This is a genomic window from Micromonospora tarapacensis (assembly GCF_019697375.1).
GTDB classification, from domain to species: Bacteria; Actinomycetota; Actinomycetes; order Mycobacteriales; family Micromonosporaceae; genus Micromonospora; species Micromonospora tarapacensis.
The window spans coordinates 2,034,884-2,052,907 of sequence record NZ_JAHCDI010000004.1; the positions used below are offsets into that span (position 1 = coordinate 2,034,884).

Below are 18,024 nucleotides of genomic sequence, written 5' to 3' on the forward strand. Positions count from 1 at the left end.
GCGTCAAGCGTGGGCCACCCGGAAACCGGCCGGCCCACGCCCGAACCGTCAGCGACTCGCGCCCGCGCGCCGCTTGTTGTAGACGTCGAAGGCCACGGCCACCAGCAGCACCAGGCCCTTCACCACCGATTGCAGCGACTGGTCCACGCCCATCAGCTGCATGCCGTTGCTCATCACCGCCATGATGAGGCCACCCACCATGGCACCCACGACGGTGCCCACGCCACCGGTGACCGCTGCGCCGCCGATGAAGGCCGCGGCGATCGCGTCGAGCTCGAACATGTTGCCGGCCGCGGGCTGTGCGCCGTTGGAGCGCGACGAGAAGATGATGCCCGCCACGGCGGACAGGAAGCCCATGTTGACGAAGATCCAGAAGTTGACGGTACGGACCTTCACGCCCGACAACATCGCCGCGGAGAGGTTGCCGCCGATCGCGTAGACCTGCCGGCCGAAGACCGTACGCCGGGTGAGCAGGCCGTAGACCAGCACCAGCGCCGCAAGGATGATCAGCACGATCGGCAGACCGCGAGCGTGGGCCAACTGCCAGGCGAAATACATGACCACGCCGCCGACCAGCGTCATCCGCACGACGAACAGCACGAACGACTCGACGGGCTGCTGGTAGCGGATGCGCGCGGCCCGGGTGCGGAAGCAGCTCACCACGTAGCCGGCCACCCCGATCGCGCCGATCAGCAGGGTGAAGGCGTCGTAGCCGTCCCCGCCGATCAGTCCGTTGAGGAAGCCGGCCGCGATCCGGTTGTACTCGGCCGGGAACGGCGACAGCGAGATGTTGTCGAGCACCCGCAGGGTGAGACCGCGGAACAGCAGCATGCCCGCCAGGGTCACGATGAAGGCGGGGATACCGACATACGCGACCCAGAAGCCGTGCCAGGCGCCGACCGCGATGCCCACGGCCAGGGCGGCCAGCACGCCGACCCACCACGGCTGGCCCTGCCGGATGACCACCACGGCGGAGACCGCACCGGTCAGCGCGACCACCGAGCCGACCGACAGGTCGATGTGCCCGCCGATGATCACGACGACCATGCCGATCGCGAGCACGAGGATGTAGGAGTACTGCAGGACGATGTTGGTGATGTTGCCCGGGCTCAGCGAGATGCCGTCGGTCAGGAACGCGAAGAGCGCGACGATGACGACGAGGGCGACGAAGATCCCGCTCTGCCGCAGGTTGTTCATGATCAGCGCGCGGGGATCGCTGGTGCCGGCGTGCGGCGCGGCGCCGGGAGCGCTCTCGGCGGGCTTCCTGTCCGCCGCCGACGAGGGCTTGGTGCTGGTCATCTGACGGGTTCCTTGTCCTTCGCCATGAGTTCCATGAGCTTCTCCTGGGTCGCCTCACCGGCCGGCAGCACGCCGGTGATCCGGCCCGCGGACAGCGTGTAGATGCGGTCGCACATGCCGAGCAGTTCGGGCAGCTCGGAGGAGATGATGATGACCGCCTTGCCCTCGGCGACCAACCGGTTGACGATCGTGTAGATCTCGAACTTCGCCCCGACGTCGATACCCCGGGTCGGCTCGTCCAGGATCAGCACGTCCGGATCGGTGAACAACCACTTGGACAGCACGACCTTCTGCTGGTTGCCGCCGGAGAGCTTGCCCACCACCGACATCACGCTCGGTGCCTTGATGTTCAGGTCACGCCGGCTCGTCTCGGCGACCTTGATCTCCTCGTTGCCGTGCACCCAGCCGAACCGGGCGAGCCGGCGCAGCCCGGCCGCCGAGATGTTGCGCCGGATGTCCTCGATGAGGTTGAGCCCGAAACGCTTGCGGTCCTCGGTCGCGTACGCGATGCCGTTGCGGATCGCCTCCGCGACGGAGCGTGCCCTGATCTCCCTGCCGTGCATGAGAAGCCGGCCGGTGATGTCCCGGCCGTACGACCGCCCGAAGACGCTCATCGCCAGTTCGGTACGCCCGGCGCCCATCAGCCCGGCGATGCCGACCACCTCACCGGCGCGTACGTCGAGGCTGGCACCCTCGACGACCAGGCGGTCCTGGGTCGGGTGCCGCACCGACCAGTTCTCGATCCGCAACACCTCCGCACCCGGTGTGGAGACCCGGTCGGGGTAGAAGCTGTCCAACTCGCGGCCGACCATGCCGCGGATGATCCGGTCCTGGGTCACCTCGCCCGAGCGCACGTCGAGCCGCTCCACCGTCCGCCCGTCGCGCAGCACGGTGGTCGAGTCGGCGATCGAGGTGATCTCGTTGAGCTTGTGCGAGATCATGATGGAGGTGATGCCCTCGTCGCGCAGCCGGCGCATCAAGTCCAGCAGATGCGCCGAGTCGACGTCGTTGAGCGCGGCGGTCGGCTCGTCGAGGATGAGCAGCCGGACCTTCTTGGACAGTGCCTTGGCGATCTCCACCAGCTGCTGCTTGCCGACGCCGAGTTGCACGACGGGCGTCAGCGGGTTCTCGGCCAGTCCCACCGAGGCGAGCAGCTTCGCCGCCTCGGCGTTGGTGCGGTTCCAGTCGATGAGCCCGCCGGGACCACGGCGTTCGTTGCCGAGGAAGATGTTCTCGGCGATCGACAGGTACGGCACCAGGGCGAGTTCCTGGTGGATGATGACGATGCCGTGGTGCTCGCTGCCCCGGATGCCACGGAAGTGCACCGGGTCACCGTCGAGGAGGATCTCCCCGTCGTAGCTGCCGGACGGGTAGACGCCCGACAACACCTTCATCAGGGTGGACTTGCCGGCACCGTTCTCGCCGCAGATGGCGTGGATCTCCCCACGGCGAACGGCGAGCGAGACGTCCTGGAGCGCGGCCACGCCCGGGAAGGTCTTGGTGATGTGACGCATCTCGAGGATGTTGTCGTCCATGCTCACCGTCCTGGCGGTCTGGATCGTGCGGGGTGGCAGGGGTGGTGCCGGGCTCGGCGACGATGCCGCCGCCGAGCCCGGGACAGCGCCGTCAGCCGGCCTGGCCGGCGGCGACCTCCTCGGCGGTGAAGTAGCCCGAGTCGATCAGAACCGGCTTGATGTCGTCCTTGTACACCGTCTGGACCGGCAACAGGTACGACGGGACGACCTTGACACCGTTCTCGTACGTCTCGGTGTCGTTGGCCTCCGGCGTCTTGTCGGTCAGGAACGCCTCACCGGCGATGACGGCCTGCTCGGCCAGCAGGCGGGTGTCCTTGAAGATGGTGGAGTGCTGCACCCCGTCGTCGATCAGCTTGACCGAGGCGATCTCGGCGTCCTGACCGGTCACCACCGGGAAGTCGGCACCGCGGTAGCCGGCGTTCTGTAGGGCGGTGATGATGCCACGGGACAGCCCGTCGTACGGCGACAGGACGCCGTCGACCTTGGTGCCACTGTTGTAGCTGGCGGTCAGCAGGTCCTCCATCCGCCGCTGCGCGGCCTCCTGCTGCCACCGCAGGATCGCCACCTGCTCGATGTCGGTCTGCCCGGACGTCACCTTCAGCGTGCCGTCCTCGATGAACGGTTTGAGGGTGTCCATCGCGCCGTCGAAGAAGAAGTGGGCGTTGTTGTCGTCGAGCGATCCGGCGAACAGCTCGATGTTGAACGGTCCCTTCGCCTCGCCCTTCGCGCCGTCCTTGGTCTGCACACCGAGGCCGACCAGCAACGCGGTCGCCTGGGCGACGCCGACCTTGCGGTTGTCGAAGCTGACGTAGAAGTCGACGTTCGGGCTTTCCCGGATGAGCCGGTCGTAGGCGATGACCGGGATGTCCGCGTCGGCCGCCGCCTGCAACTGCCCGCTCAGCGCCGTGCCGTCGATCGCCGCGATGATGAGCACGTCGGCACCGCGCGTGATCATCTGGTCGACCTGCTGGGACTGGGTGGGGATGTCGTCACCGGCGTACTGGAGGTCGACCTGGTAACCCTTGGCCTCGAGCTTCTCCTTGACCGAGTTGCCGTCCGCGATCCACCGCTCGGAGGTCTGGGTCGGCATCGAGACGCCGATGGTCAGGTCGCCGGGGCTGTCGCTGTCGTTCCCATCGCTGCCGGCACCCTCACCACTGCAAGCCGCCATACTCAGCGCCAGTACGGCGCTACCGAGAGCGGCCAGGATTCTTCTGCTCACTGGCTTCCCCAATCTGGAACTCGCGCCGTCGGACCGGCTGCGCGGGTCGCACTTGGGGCCCAAGTGTTAGCGCTCACAATGCGCCGGTCAACACCTCGTTAGAAATACCCCGGTCACGGTCTCGTAACGAACGCCCCGCTCCACCAAGCGGCCGAGTCGTCGCAGGTCAACGCGGCGATCACGGGACGTGGCCGGGGAGTCGCGCGCACCGACCGGGTGGGCTTCATCGACGCCAGAGAATACGGCAAGCCAGGGCCGGCGGACACCCCGCGGCCGACCTCCGTCCACACCCGACCGCCCACCCGCCGGGGTCGACCAGCGGCGATCCACGGGCGTCGCGCCATGTGAACGCTCGGTTTCCATGCCGTTACCAGAACGGCCTTGACATCCACCTGACGGACGCCGATGCTCTGCTAAATCAGTTTAGCGCCCGTTGTCCCCTGGCTCGGCAGAGCCGCTCCGGCGCGAGCCGGACCAGACGGACGCGTCCAACAAGGAGGGCCGATGAGACTGCGCAGGACGCTCGTCTCCGTCGCTGCGGTGCTGCTGCTGGCCACGTCCGGCACCGCCGCCTATGCCGCGACCAGAGAACACGGCGGCGGCACCGGTGGCATCCGCAGCGTCACACCGATCACCACCGTCTACACCTATGGCCAGAAGGTCTCGGCCGTCGCGGTCGAGTACGGCGCGACGGTCAACCCCCACAAGCTCGACAACTCCACCTTCTCGGTCTCCGACACCAGCTACAACTTCCGCTTCAACCCGATCGAGGACCTGCCCAAGCTGACCGAGCGGAGGATCACCCGCACCTACACCAACAGCGCCGCCACGACCCGCGCCGACCGCCGGTCGGTCCCCGGACGGTACGTGATCGTCGAGCTGGATCCGGACCAGAACGCCGGCTGGACGGTCATCGTCTCCAAGTGCCCGACCTTCCTGTGCACCGTCAAGGTGAACACCGACCTGCCGACCCGGGTGACCCAGCGCAAGGATGTGCACGCCCAGCCGGGCAAGGGCAGGGGCAAGGGGCCGGTGCTGGCCAAGGCCGCGCCACGCACCTCGCACGGGGTCACCGAGCCGCCGGTGAACCTGCTCGTCGACGACTTCGACTACGGCTCGTACCTCAGCGGCGGCATGGTGCTGCCGTACCACTACCACCTGCCGAAGAACTACCAGCCCGGCAGGAAGTACCCGCTGATGGTCGTGCTGCCCGGACACGGCATGGGATGGGACGGCGACAACGCGGGAGTGCAGATCGCCGCCGACATCCCGGCGACGGCCTGGTTGCGGCCAGACGTGACCGGCAGCCGGGAGGACGTCATCGTGCTCGCCCCGCAGAACCAGCGGGTGGGTGACGTGGCGGAGGCGGACCTGCTGGTCAAGCTGGTCGACCAGTTCAGCAAGGACTACGCGGTGGACACCGACCGGGTGTACGCCACCACCGTCTCGTACGGCTCCCGGCTGTTGTGGGAGGCGTTCGCCAAGCGTCCCGACCTGTTCGCCGGCGGGCTGGTGACCGGTGGTTTCCAGGTCGGCGCCGCACAGGCGACGGCCATCGCCGCCGCCGAGATCCCGCTCTGGATCACCCACGGCGTCAGCGACCACCTGCTCAACATCTCGCTGGCCCGCAACACGCAGGCGGCGCTGCGCTCGGCGTACGAGGCGCGGGGCAAGACACCGCAGCAGATCGACGAGTTGCTGCACTACACCGAGTACGGCAACGAGGCGTTCTCGCTGCCCGACTACCACGCGGCCTACGGCCCGACGTACGACGACCGGGGCATCCTGCGGTGGCTGCTGGCCCAGCGGAAGTGACGACGGGCCGGGCCTCCGGGGCGTACTGAGCAGGCACCGACCGGGCTCGCCGGCCGCGACAGGGGATGTCGTGGCCGGCGAGCCCGCCGGGATGCGGTGCTGGATCCGTCGGCGGAGATCCGGGAGACCCGCCCTCGACCGTCAGGCGCCGATCGCGATCGCGAAGATGTGCATGGTCGGCACGTTGGCCGCCGGGCGTGCGCTGATGTTCGGCAGTTCCACCCGGGCCACCGGCTTGTTCTGCAACGCCACCCCGACGTAGTAGACGCAGGCGGCGACGTTGTGCCGCTGGTTGCCGGGCCGGTTCTGGTACGCCATCACGACGGCCGCGGTGCCACCGCCGTGCGGTCCGCCGTACCAGTCCGGGGTGCTGAGCGTGAACGTCTGCCGGGTGCCGTCGGCGTAGACCACGGCGGCGGTGCCCGAGACGGCACCGTAGGTGCCGGTCGCGAGGAAGCCGAGCGTACGGCCGGTGCCGGTCAGACCGATCGACTGCCCGGAGGCGATGGCGTTGTCGGCACCGCCCGGTGCGACGTCGGGCCAGCGGAAGGTGACCCCGTTGCGGCTCACCGTGCTGCCGGGCGTGACCCCGGCCTGGGCCAGGGCCTGCGCGGAGAGGGTGGCTCCGTTGCCGTCGAAGTTGCCGGCGCCGGTGTTGTAGTCGTTGGTGGTGCTGACGTTGGTGAAGCTCTGCTCCAGCGGCGGTGCGGTGGGCGCACCGCCGGACCCGGTGGCCCGGTAGGTGCGCCCGGCCGCGACGGTGACCTCGATCAGGTCGCTCTCGACCTTCGTGGTCGGGGCCGGGGTGCCGTCGGCGGCGTCGACCACGGTGTGGTTGCCGGTGAACAGCCGGCCGCGCAGCCGGACGGTGCCGGCCCGGTCCGGCCGGACGAGAATCTCGCTGGCCTGGCCGTTGCTCCAGGTGATGCCGACGGTGTGACCGCCCCGGCCCCGCAGCCCGCTGACCCGTCCGCTGGGCCAGGCCGCCGGCAGGGCCGGCAGGATGTGTAGTTCGCCGACGTGGCTGTGCAGCAGCATCTCCGCGATGCCGGCGGTGGCGCCGAAGTTGCCGTCGATCTGGAACGGCGGGTGCAGGTCGAACATGTTCGGCGCGAGCCGGGCCGGGGTGGCGAGGAAGCGGATCAGGTCATGGGCCCGGTCGCCCTCCTCCATCCGGGCCCAGAAGTTGATTTTCCAGGCGAGCGACCAGCCGGTGCCGTCGTCGCCCCGGATCTCCAGGGTGCGCCGGGCCGCCTCGAACAGCTGCGGGGTGTTGCGCCGGGTGATCTGGTTGCTGGGGGCCAGACCGTAGAGGTGCGAGACGTGGCGGTGGTTCCGCTCGGTCTCGACCCAGTCGTAGAGCCACTCCATGATGTTGCCGCGCGATCCGATCCGGTTCGGCGCGAGCCGGTCCCGGGTGGCCCGGACCTGTGCCCGGAAGGTGGCGTCGGTGTTGAGGATCTCGCTCGCCCGGGCGCACCCGTCGAAGAGGTCCCGCAGGATCTGATTGTCCATCGTGGGCCCCGCGCAGACGCTGGCGTCGGCGTGGTGGCCGATCTCGGGCGAGTTCGACGGGTTGGTCACCAGGTAACCGAGGCTCGGCTCGGTCACCAGGGTGTCGAGGAAGAACTGCGCCGCGCCCCTCATCGCCGGGTAGTTCGCCCGGAGGAACTCGATGTCCCCGGTGAACAGGTAGTGGTCCCAGATCAGGGTGGCCAGCCAGGCGCCGCCGGTCTGCCACATGCCCCAGAAGGCGCCGTCGACCACGGAGGTGGCCCGCCAGGCGTCGGTGTTGTGGTGGGTGACCCAGCCGCCGGCACCGTACTGCACCTGGGCGGTGCGGGCGCCGGCGACCGCGAGGTCCCTGACCATGTCGAAGACCGGTGCGTGGCACTCGGACAGGTTTGTGGTGTTGGCCGGCCAGTAGTTCATCGGCAGGTTGGCGTTGATGGTGTACTTCGAGTCCCAGGCCGGGGTCAGCGAATCGTTCCAGATGCCCTGGAGGTTGGCCGGCTGGGTGCCCGGCCGGGAGGACGAGATCAGCAGGTACCGGCCGAACTGGAACAGCAGCGCGGAGAACTGCGGATCGTCGACGTTGTTGTGCTGGGCGATCCGGACGTCGGTCGGCTGGTCCGCCGCCGAGGTACGCCCCAGGTCGAGGCTGACCCGCCCGAACAGCGCCTGGTGGTCGGCGACGTGCCGGGTGCGCAGCTGGTCGTAGCTGCTGGCCCGCGCCGCGGTAAGGTGCCGCCGCGCGATGCCCTGGTAGTCGCCGCCGACGTTGCGGTAGTTCACGTAGCTGGAGCCGATCGAGACCAGCAGGGTCACGCTGGTGGCGCCGGTGACCCGCAACGTGCCGCCGGAACTGCTCACGGTGCCGCCGCTGACGGTGGCGTTGGCCAGCGCAAGGAAGCGCACCGCGCCGGTGACGCCCTCCTGGTTGCCGGAGACGCCGTCGAGGGCGATCGTGGTGCCGTCCGGGCTGGAGACGGAGGTCCGCTGCGGGCTGTCGAACGTGGCGGTGAAGGTGATCGAGCCGCTCCGGTCGGCGGTCAGCCGCATCGCGATGACCTGGTCCGGTGCGCTGGCGAACGTCTCCCGCTGGTACCGCACCCCGTTCATCACGTACGACACGCCGGTGGTCGCGGTGGTGAGGTCAAGCTGCCGGTCGTACTGCGACGCCCCGCCGGAGGTCGGGAAGGCCAGTCGGAGGTTGCCGACGGTCTGGTACGCCAACTGCCCGACCGGGTTGCCGAGCATGTTCTGGTTGACCAGGTTCTGGGCCTGGGTCCACTGGTTCGCGAACACGAGTCGCCGGATCTCGGCCAGCGCGCCCAGACCACGCGGGTTGCTCGGGTCGTGCGGTCCGCCGGCCCAGACGGTGTCCTCGTTGAGCTGTAGCCGTTCCGCGTCGACGTTGCCGAAGACCATGGCACCGAGCCGGCCGTTGCCGATCGGCAGCGCCCGCAGCCAGTCGGTGCCGGCGGCCTCGTCGTACCAGAGCGCCAGGTCACCGGCGGCCAGCACCTGTGGCGGTGCCGCCGGATCCGCTCGGGCCGCGGCGGTCCAGGGCAGCGGCAGCAGGGCGCCACCCGCACCCGCCGCGCCGATCTTGAGGGCCTGCCGTCGAGTCAGGTCTGACATCGATCCTCCAACCGTGACCGATCCGGCCATGCGAAGCCTCACTGATCGCCGACAGACCCAGAATGGCCAGACATCAGATGTGTTTCGCGAATGTTACCGCCTGACGGCGCGATAGGCAACGGTCTATCTCGCCAGCGGACCGGGGCGACGGCCCGTCCGTCGTCCCGTCAATTCCGAATCTCACCAGGCATTACGCAATCCAGGGCAGGGTGCTACCACACCCGGCGGGCGGCCCGGCCGGACCGGACCACACACCGACCGAGACTGGTGCAGGCACCTTATTCATCAGATGTAGGGAGCGCGGTAGAGCGATGCGTATCAGTACCGATCCTCGGTCAGGTGCCAGATCTCCTGCATCGGGGCCCACAAGTGCCCCGACCCGGGTTCGGCGAGCGATTCCTGGCACGGGTCGGTCAGCTTCCACCACGCCTGCGTCTCCGGGTCGTCGGCCATCCGGCGCTGGTCCGCGTCGTGGTCATCGCCGACGTACTCGTAGTAGCCGAACAACAGGTCGCCGTGGAGAAAGATGGTGAAGTTGCGGATGTTCCCCTCGCGTAGCGTCTGCTCGACACCGGGCCAGACCTCGGCGTGCAGCCGCAGGTAGGTCTCCCGGTGCTCCGGCCTGAGCCGGATCACCATGCCGTAACGTCGCATGTCACACCCTCCGGTGAGGTCGGTTGATCCTGGTCCCGGCAGCCACACGGCGAGCGAGCCACGGCGCCGGCAAACGTCCGATGTCTCTATAGTGGTGAGGGTTGCCGGTGTCGGCCGCAGGTGGTGGCCCCAGGCTGACGGCGTCCGGCCGACCGGTCCGAAGGGGGCGTGGATGGCACTGACCGACGACGCGATCGCGAAGATCCGGAGCATGATCCAGAGCGGTGAGCTGCCCCCGGGGACGCGGCTGCCACCAGAGCCGCAACTGGCCGCCCAGATGGGGTTGTCGCGCAGCGGAGTCCGGGAAGCGGTCAAGGTGCTCGAATCGGCCCGGGTGCTCGACGTGCGGCGCGGCGACGGAACGTACGTCACCAGCCTCGCACCCCGGCTGCTGCTGCAGGGGCTCGGCGTCGCGGTGGAACTGCTGCGTGACGACACGCTCCTGGAGGTCATGGAGGTGCGCCGGATGCTGGAGCCGATGGCGACCGGCCTGGCGGCGCTGCGGATGACCGACGCCGACCTCGACGAGCTGGGCCAGATCCTTCAGGACATGCGGGCGGCGACCGACGACGCCGAGAAGCTCATCCAGTTCGACACCGCCTTTCACCACACCGTCGTCGCCACCACCGGCAACGAGACCCTCACCTCGCTGCTGGACGGGCTCTCCGGTCGTACGCTGCGGGCCCGGGTGTGGCGCGGGTTGATAGAGGGCGACGCGGCGCACCAGACGATCGAGGAGCATCACACGATCTATCTCGCGCTGCGCGCGCGTGACCAGTTGCTGGCACAGGCCAGCGCCCTGCTGCATGTCAACACCTCCGAGGCGTGGCTGCGTACGGTGCTCGCCGCGAAGTCGACGGACGGGTAGCGGCCGGATCGAAGCAGGCAGGCCGACCGAGCCGCGGCAGACATCAGATGAACCGCCCCGTACGGTCGCGTAGCCGAACAACTCGGCGACCCCGGCCGGTGGACGGCGAACGCCCTCGAACGCAGAGTTGCGGTGGCCCCGGGCCGCATGCGTGATCATGATGTCGGCGCTCCCGCCAGGGCATCGGCGTCGGCCCACGCCGGGCCGTCGGGGAAGCGGTACCGCGCCAACGAGTCGGGCAGGATCCGGGCGCTCATGCCGGCGGCGTCGGGCGCGCGGTACCGTCCGCCGCTGAGGCGTACCGGATCGACGAAGTGCTCATGCAGATGGTCGACGTACTCGATGGCCCGGTCGTCGGTGCTGCCGCTGAGCGCGACGAAGTCGAACATGGCCAGGTGCTGCACCAGCTCGCACAGCCCCACTCCCCCGGCGTGTGGGCAGACCGGCACCCCGAACTTCGCGGCGAGCAGCAGGATCGCCAGGTTCTCGTTGACCCCGGCGACGCGACAGGCGTCGATCTGCACCACATCGACGGCGTCGGCCTGGAGCAGCTGCTTGAACATGACCGCGTTGTGCACGTGCTCGCCGGTGGCCACCTTGACCGGGGCGAGAGCCTTGCGCACGGCGCCGTGCCCGAGCACGTCGTCCGGCGAGGTCGGCTCCTCGATCCAGTACGGGTCGAACTCGGCGAGTTCCCGCATCCAGCGGATCGCCTCGGGCACGCCCCAGACCTGGTTGGCGTCGACCGCGATCCGGATGTCCGGCCCGACGGCCTGCCGGGCGATGCCCATCCGGCGTACGTCGTCGGCCAGGTTCCCGCCCACCTTGAGCTTGATCAGCCGGTAGCCCGCCTCGACCGCTTCCCGGCAGAGCCGGGCCAGCTTCTCGTCGTCGTAACCGAGCCAACCGGGAGTCGTGGTGTACGCCGGGTAGCCCTCGGCCCGTAGCCGCCGCTCACGCTCGGCCCGCCCACCCTCGGCGGCCCGCAGCAACGCCGACGCCTCGTCCTCGGTGAGGGCGTCGCGCAGATAGCGGAAGTCGACCTGGGCGATCAGCTGCTCCGGGGTGAGGTCGGCGAGCAGCTTCCACAACGGCTTGCCCGCCCGCCGGGCCGCGAGATCCCACACCGCGTTGACGAGACCACCGGCGGCCATGTGCACGACCCCCTTCTCCGGCCCCAGCCACCGGAGCTGGCTGTCACCGACGAGCCGGCGGGCCAGCGCCCCCGGATCGGCGACCATCTCGTCGACCCGCAGGCCGACCACCATCGGGGCGAGCGCCTGCACCGCCGCGACCTGGAGGTCGGTGCCGCGGCCCACGGTGAAGACCAGTCCGTGGCCCTCGGCACCGGCCGAGGTCCGCAGGATCACGTACGCGGCGGAGTAGTCGGGGAACGGGTTCATCGCGTCCGACCCGTCGCGATGCCGGGACGTGGGGAACCGTACGTCGATGGTTTCTATGGACGAGATGCGCTCACTCACCGAAACTCCTGAGGGGTCGAGCAGGTGGGCCTGACTGTCTGCCTCGCGAACGGCCCGGCCGCCGGGCCGGGCCGCCTCACGTCTGTGCCTTACCTCCGGTGATGCGGGAGACCACCAGGGCCACCAGGATGACGGTGCCGTTGAGGAAGTTCGTCCACTGCGCGGGCACCCCGGCCAGGGCCAGCACGTTGATGATCATGAAGAGCAGCAGGACGCCGGTGAAGGCACCGAAGACGCTGCCCCGGCCGCCGTTGAGGCTGACGCCACCGATCACCGCCGCCGCGAAGACCTGGAAGATGGCGCCGCTGCCCTGGGCCGACGGCACCGCCGCGAGCCGGCCGCTGATCAGCAGGCCGGCAAGGGCCGCGAGCACACTGGCCACGATGAGGGCCGTCCAGAGCACCCGGTCGGTGCGGATACCCGCCGCGCGGGCCGCGTCGGTGTTGCCGCCGATCGCGTAGAGCGCCCGGCCTGCGCGGGTGTAGCCGAGGACGACGATCCCGGCGGCGAACAGCAGCAGCGACAGCCAGATCGAGGCCGGCACGCCGACCCAGGTGGTGGAGCCGAGATAGGTCATCGACTCGGGCAGCATGAAGAAGGTCTGGCCGCCGGAGATGCCGGTGAGCAACCCGCGCAGGACGATCAGCATGCCCAACGTGACGATGAAACCGTTGAGGCCGAAGCGCACGATGAGCAACCCGTTGAAGGCGCCGACGAGGGCACCGACGAGCAGCACGACCGGGACCGCCCAGGCGCCGGGTAGCACGTCGAGACCGAGGCCCCGGGTCAACGCGGGGTCGACGACCAGCCAGGCCGCGATGCCCGGCGCGAGGCCGAAGGTGGACTCCAGCGACAGGTCCATCTTGCCGGTGATCAGCACGATGGTCTGGGCGAGGACCACGATGGCGATCTCCGACATGCTCTGTAGCACGTTGATGATGTTGTCGGTGCTGAGGAAGACCGGGCTGACGATCGACCCGACGACGGCGACCGCGATGATCGCCGGCACCAGCGCCAGGTCACGGAGCCGGGCGATGGCCAGGCTGCGCGACGGGGGACCCGGTGGTGACGGTGGCGGCGTTGCGGCCGGCCGCGCGGTGGTGGAGAGCGTCTCAGACATGGTGGAGATCCACCCCTTCCATGGCGGCTACCAGATCGTTGTCGCTCCACCCGTGGGCCATCTCGCGAACGACCCGCCCCTGGAACAACACCAGTACGCGATCACAGATCCGCAGGTCGTCGAGTTCGTCGGAGACGACCAGCACGGTGGTGCCGCGACGGCGTACCTCCTCGACGACGCCGAGCAGGGTCTGCTTGGAGCGCACGTCCACCCCGGCGGTCGGGGTGATCAGGACCAGCAGCTTCGGATCGCTGGCCAGCGCCCGGCCCATGACCACCTTCTGCTGGTTGCCGCCGGACAGGTCGGAGACCGGCACCTGCGGCCCGGCGGCCTTGATCGCCAGATCGGCGATGGCGTCCCGGGCCAGGGCATCACGCCGGGCCGGCGAGATGAGGCCCCGCCGACCGATCCGACCCGGCACGGTCATCGTGACGTTCTCGGCGATGGACAGCAGCGGCACCAGGCCCTCCCGGTGCCGGTCCTGCGGCACCAGCCCGACACCGGCGTCGAGGGCGTCGGGCACGCTGCCGGGACGCAGTTCCCGGCCGCCGACGGCGACCGTCCCGCCCGCTGGCCGGGCCAGGCCGACGATCGCCTCGGCGACCTCGACCTTGCCGCTGCCACCGCCGCCCGCGATGCCGACCACCTCGCCCGCCCGGGCCTCGACGGACAGCTCGGCGCCGGAGGCGGTGACCAGGTCCCGGACCGACAGCAGCACCGGCGCGTCGGCGGGCAGCGGCCGGTGGTCGGCCTCGGGCATGGTCACGTCCTCACCGGTCATCGCGGCCACCAACTCCGGGCGGCTCAGCTGCGCCACCGGGGCGGTGACGATGTGCCGGGCGTCGCGGAAGACCGTCACCTGGTCGCAGATCTCGTAGATCTCCTGCAGGTGATGGCTGATGAACAGGAAGGTCACGCCCTGCGCCCGCAGCTCCCGGATCCGGGTGAACAGGCGGTTGATGCCGGCGCCGTCGAGCTGGGCGGTCGGCTCGTCGAGAATGATGAACCGGGCTCCGAAGGAGAGCGCCCGGGCGATCTCGACGAACTGCCGTTGCTCGACGGAGAGCGTCGAGGCGGGCCGGCGTACGTCGACGTCCACCGACCACGCCGCCAGCAACTGCTCCGCCGCACGACGCAGCCGCGACCAGCCGATCAACCCGGCCCGGCCGCGGGCGTGCCGGTTGAGGAACAGGTTCTCCGCCACGGTGAGCGTGCCGATGATTGTGGACTTCTGGTAGACGCAGGCCACTCGCCTGCGCCAGGCGTCACGGTCACCCAGCGGCGGTGCCGGACGCCCGTCGAAGGCCACCGCGCCGTCGTCGGCGGCCTGCAATCCGGTGAGAATGCCGACCAGCGTGGACTTACCGGCGCCGTTGCGTCCCACCAGGCCGTGTGTCTCACCGCGCCGGACCACGATCTCCGCGTCGGCCAGCGCCACCGTCGAACCGAACCGCTTGGTGATGTTCACGGCCTCGACGACGGGCTGGTCGGCGCCGACCAGCCCGTCGGTCGGCGCCGGCGGGATGCCGCTCATGCGTTGTTGCCCCACAGGGACGGGTCGTCGAACTTCAGGGTGGGCTCACCCGCGATCGGCGCACCGTCCAGCGTCACCAGCGGCGCCGGCAACTGGTCCTCGAGCAGGCCGTCGCGCACCTGGATGATGTTGCTGCCGTGCGGGGTCGGGCCGGGCTGGAACGTCCTGCCCTCGATCGCCGCCTGCACGTACTCCAGGCCGTACCTGGCGTAGAGGTCGGCCGGTTGGCTGACGGTGGCGTCGATCAGCCCCGCACCGATGTTCTTCAGTTCCTCGGGGATGCCGTCGTTGGAGACCACGAAGACGTGCTTTGGGTCGCTCGGCGGCACCTGGAGACCCCGCTGCTTGAGGATCTGGAGGGTCCCGGACAGGGCGAAGGAGGACTGCATGTAGATGCCCCTGATGTCCGGGTCCGCCGCGAACCGGGTCTGTAGCTTCGACGCCGCCACGTCGGCCTTCCAGTCGGTGGCCTCGCCGAAGACGGTGATGTCGGGGAACTCCTTCTGCATGCACTCGTTGAACGCCTCGGTGCGGTCCCGGCCGTTGATCGAGTCGAGGCCACCCTGGAGCATGACGACCTTGCCCCGGCCGCCGAGTCTGGTGCCGAGGAACTGGCACGCCTTGATGCCGTAGGCGCGGTTGTCGGCCCGGACGACCATGAACACGTTGCCGGTGTCGGGCCGGGTGTCGATGGTGACCACCGGGATCTGCCTACTGTCCAGTTGGGACAGGGTCGGTGCGATGGCGGCGGTGTCCTGCGGCGCCATCACCACACCCTTGACACCCTGGCTGATGAAGGTCTGGGTGTTCGAGATCAGGTTGGCGATGTCGTTCTGCGAGTTGGTGGTCTTGACCTCGACACCCAGCTCGTCGGCGAACTGCGGGACGTACCTGATGTAGGAGTTCCAGAAGTCGGTGTCGGAGCGCGGATAGTCCACCCCGACGACCTTGGAGCCGCCCGATCCGGTGCCGTCGGCCGTGCCGTCACCGCAACCCGCCGCGAGGGTGGCCGACGCGCCGAGCATCAGCGTCAGCCCCACGTTCAGCAGTGCCCTATTTTTCATTGCTGTTCCTCCATATCCGGGGCGTCACCTCAGGCGCGTCGCCACGGCCTGGTCGGGCCACGACGACGCCCGTGTCGGACGTGACGTGCGAAGGGTTCATGCGAGGGGCGAATGTCCACGGCGGATTCGCGCTGCCGCCCCAGCTCCGCTGCTTCAGTCGCGCGCTGGGAGCGACGTTGCCGCAGCTGTCCAGCACCGGCCCGGTTGTCACGTTCGTGCTCCGCCGACGGGTGGCCGGGATGAAGGTGACCCGCAGGACGGTGATGGCGTCGTTGTTTCCGGCCCCACCCGCGCCGAGGGCGGCCCACAGCGAAGCCGGGCGACGGGACATGGCGATCCCTCCGAGACACGATGGTGGGGTGGTGGAGTTCACGAAGCTTAGACGTCAGACGTTAAAGGTTACAGACGTGTGACGTCAACGTCCGGGATCACCCGGTAACCCCCAGAAGCGCACCTTGATCGCAGCAGACATCAGACTGATTGCTTTGGGCGACTGGGCCATCCTGCCAACCCGGCCGGCCGACCGTTCGTTCGACGGGCACCTGTGGCTCGGGTGGCCGCAGGGCGACAGCCGACGCCGTGGACGACAACCGGGAGGCGGAAACGTCGGACGCGAAATGTTTGCGATCACATGGGTGTGGACTGGCCAACACCATGAGCAGGGTCAACTAGATGCGAACGCTAACATCGATGATGCTGAGATTGCTAGGCGCTGTCGACATTCTGGCGGGACGCGCTGGGCTACGTGCATCCCGGCGCGGCTGTTCTTCCAGCAGGTGCCCGAGGACAAGGTCGCGAAGAACCGGGTGCACCTCGACGTGCGGGCCGCGGCCGGGCTGACCGGAGCGGAACGGATGGCGGCGTTGCAGGCCGAGTGTGATCGGCTCGTCGCGTTGGGCGCCACCCAGGTACGCCGGGTCGAGCCCGCGCCACCGCTTGAGGCCGGCTTCATCGTGCTGACCGACCCCGAGGGCAACGAGTTCTGCCTCGACTGACGGGGCCTCCGACGCCCCGGGCGCTACGCCGCCCGGATCGCGAGATCAGCATCGACAAACGACATCCGCTCACCGTAGGTCGATCACGGTCGCGGGTGTGCCCCGGCTCGGTCGAGCGGCTTCGCCGGGGCCACCGTCGGTCAGCTGTCGCCCAGGCAGTCCCGGACCGCTGCGGAGAGCAGGTTGGCGCGCTCGTCGTCGAAGCCGCCCATCTGGTTGACGACGTAGCCGAACCCGACCTGGTGGGCCTCGTCGCCGAAGGCCAGGTGCCCACCCGCCCCGTCATGGCCGAAGCTGCGTTCGCCGAGCATCGGGCGGGGCACCGAGTGCACCAGGAAACCGGTACCCCAGCGGTGTCCCGCGTCGGGGAGCCCGTAGACCTGTTGCCCGCTGACGCGGACCGTGACGGCGTCGTCGACGGACGCGGGGCTGAGCAGCCGCGCACCGTCGACCTCGGAGACACAGGCGGCGTAGAGGCGGGCCAGGCTCTCGGCCGTGCTGACCGCGCCCGCGCCCGGGATCTGGGCGGCCTGTATGGCCGGGTCATTGAAGCTGACCAGGCCGTTCTCGTCGGCGGGGAAGGCGAAGGCACCGCCCATGGTGATGCCGCGCTCGGCGACCGGGTCGCCGGCCGGAACGGGCTCGCCGATCGGCGCCAGCATCCAGGCGACCGCGTCGCGTTCGGCGGCCGGCAGGCCGATCCAGGTACGCAGGCCGAGCGGCTCACCCAGGGCGCGGGCAAAGTAGGCACCAGGCATCTCACCGGTGATCCGTCGGATCACCTCGCCGATCAGCCAGCCGTAGGTGATCGCGTGGTAGCTGTACGCGGTGCCCGGCTTCCACAGTGGAGTCTGCGCCTCGATCGCCTTGATCACCGGGTCCCAGGCCAGCACCTCCTCGCGGGAGAAGTGCTGGTCCAGCGCCGGCAGGCCGGACTGGTGGGTGAGCAGCCACCGTACCGGGATCTCCGCCTTGCCGTGCTGGCCGAACTCCGGCCAGTAGCGGGTGACCGGTGCGTCGAGCTCCAGCCGGCCCTCCTGCACCAGCAGGTAGGCGCAGATCGCCATGATCCCCTTGGTGCAGGAGAAGACGACCGCGGGCGTGCCGGCGGTCCAGGGCCGGCCCGATCGGGGGTCGGCGGACCCGCCGTGCAGGTCCACGACCTTACGACCGGCCACGTACACGGCGACTGCGGCGCCCACCTCGCCCCGGCTGGCGAAGTTGTCACGGAACACGTCGGCCACCCGGCCGAAGCCGTCGTCGGCGTGCCCGTGGATCTGGGTGTCGGTCAAC

The 18,024-nt window shown here is 69.4% G+C and carries 12 protein-coding genes and 1 pseudogene; 3 read left to right on the forward strand and 10 right to left on the reverse strand.

What is annotated here, in order from left to right:
• Positions 1-48: 48 nt before the first annotated feature.
• The 3 genes from mmsB to chvE all read right to left on the reverse strand — a co-directional run bounded on the left by mmsB (position 49) and on the right by chvE (position 4,056).
• Positions 49-1,299, reverse strand: coding sequence for a multiple monosaccharide ABC transporter permease (gene mmsB, locus KIF24_RS15210; protein ID WP_221084585.1), 1,251 nt, complete (start codon positions 1,297-1,299; stop codon positions 49-51).
• Positions 1,296-2,834 carry a multiple monosaccharide ABC transporter ATP-binding protein gene (gene mmsA, locus KIF24_RS15215; protein ID WP_221084586.1) on the reverse strand — a complete coding sequence of 513 codons (1,539 nt, stop codon included), beginning with the start codon at positions 2,832-2,834 and terminating at the stop codon, positions 1,296-1,298. Before mmsA ends, mmsB begins: the two co-directional genes overlap by 4 nt.
• Before the next feature lie 91 nt (positions 2,835-2,925).
• On the reverse strand, positions 2,926-4,056 hold the full coding sequence (gene chvE / locus KIF24_RS15220) for a multiple monosaccharide ABC transporter substrate-binding protein (protein ID WP_331461145.1): 1,131 nt from the start codon (positions 4,054-4,056) through the stop codon (positions 2,926-2,928).
• Between the two features lie 504 nt (positions 4,057-4,560).
• Here chvE and KIF24_RS15225 point away from each other — a divergent pair.
• Positions 4,561-5,871, forward strand: coding sequence for a hypothetical protein (locus KIF24_RS15225; protein ID WP_221084587.1), 1,311 nt, complete (start codon positions 4,561-4,563; stop codon positions 5,869-5,871).
• Positions 5,872-6,012: 141 nt separating this feature from the next.
• On the opposite strand, the gene KIF24_RS15235 is transcribed toward KIF24_RS15225, so the two are convergent.
• Together KIF24_RS15235 and KIF24_RS15240 are read right to left on the reverse strand one after the other, a co-directional pair.
• Positions 6,013-9,015 carry a glycoside hydrolase family 95 protein gene (locus tag KIF24_RS15235; RefSeq protein WP_230415631.1) on the reverse strand — a complete coding sequence of 1,001 codons (3,003 nt, stop codon included), beginning with the start codon at positions 9,013-9,015 and terminating at the stop codon, positions 6,013-6,015.
• A 318-nt stretch (positions 9,016-9,333) separates the two neighbouring features.
• Complete coding sequence (locus KIF24_RS15240) at positions 9,334-9,669, reverse strand: L-rhamnose mutarotase (protein WP_221084589.1); 336 nt, start codon at positions 9,667-9,669, stop codon at positions 9,334-9,336.
• A 172-nt stretch (positions 9,670-9,841) separates the two neighbouring features.
• Between KIF24_RS15240 and KIF24_RS15245 the strand changes: the two genes are divergently transcribed.
• A complete protein-coding gene (locus KIF24_RS15245; RefSeq protein WP_221084590.1) occupies positions 9,842-10,537 on the forward strand; it encodes a FadR/GntR family transcriptional regulator in 696 nt (231 codons plus the stop codon).
• A gap of 155 nt (positions 10,538-10,692) precedes the next feature.
• On the opposite strand, the gene KIF24_RS15250 is transcribed toward KIF24_RS15245, so the two are convergent.
• From KIF24_RS15250 to KIF24_RS15265, 4 genes are all read right to left on the reverse strand, one after another.
• On the reverse strand, positions 10,693-12,018 hold the full coding sequence (locus KIF24_RS15250) for an enolase C-terminal domain-like protein (protein WP_221084591.1): 1,326 nt from the start codon (positions 12,016-12,018) through the stop codon (positions 10,693-10,695).
• Positions 12,019-12,094: 76 nt separating this feature from the next.
• A complete protein-coding gene (locus KIF24_RS15255; RefSeq protein WP_221084592.1) occupies positions 12,095-13,138 on the reverse strand; it encodes an ABC transporter permease in 1,044 nt (347 codons plus the stop codon).
• On the reverse strand, positions 13,131-14,672 hold the full coding sequence (locus KIF24_RS15260; protein ID WP_221084593.1) for a sugar ABC transporter ATP-binding protein: 1,542 nt from the start codon (positions 14,670-14,672) through the stop codon (positions 13,131-13,133). Before KIF24_RS15260 ends, KIF24_RS15255 begins: the two co-directional genes overlap by 8 nt.
• Positions 14,669-15,736 (reverse strand): sugar ABC transporter substrate-binding protein, encoded by a 1,068-nt coding sequence (locus KIF24_RS15265; protein ID WP_221084594.1) that lies wholly within the window; start codon positions 15,734-15,736, stop codon positions 14,669-14,671. Before KIF24_RS15265 ends, KIF24_RS15260 begins: the two co-directional genes overlap by 4 nt.
• A gap of 712 nt (positions 15,737-16,448) precedes the next feature.
• Between KIF24_RS15265 and KIF24_RS15270 the strand changes: the two are divergent.
• Positions 16,449-16,731 (forward strand): annotated as a pseudogene (locus KIF24_RS15270) (VOC family protein).
• Between the two features lie 140 nt (positions 16,732-16,871).
• On the opposite strand, the gene KIF24_RS15275 reads toward KIF24_RS15270, so the two are convergent.
• A complete protein-coding gene (locus KIF24_RS15275) occupies positions 16,872-18,023 on the reverse strand; it encodes a serine hydrolase domain-containing protein (RefSeq protein WP_221084595.1) in 1,152 nt (383 codons plus the stop codon).
• Position 18,024 lies beyond the last annotated feature (1 nt).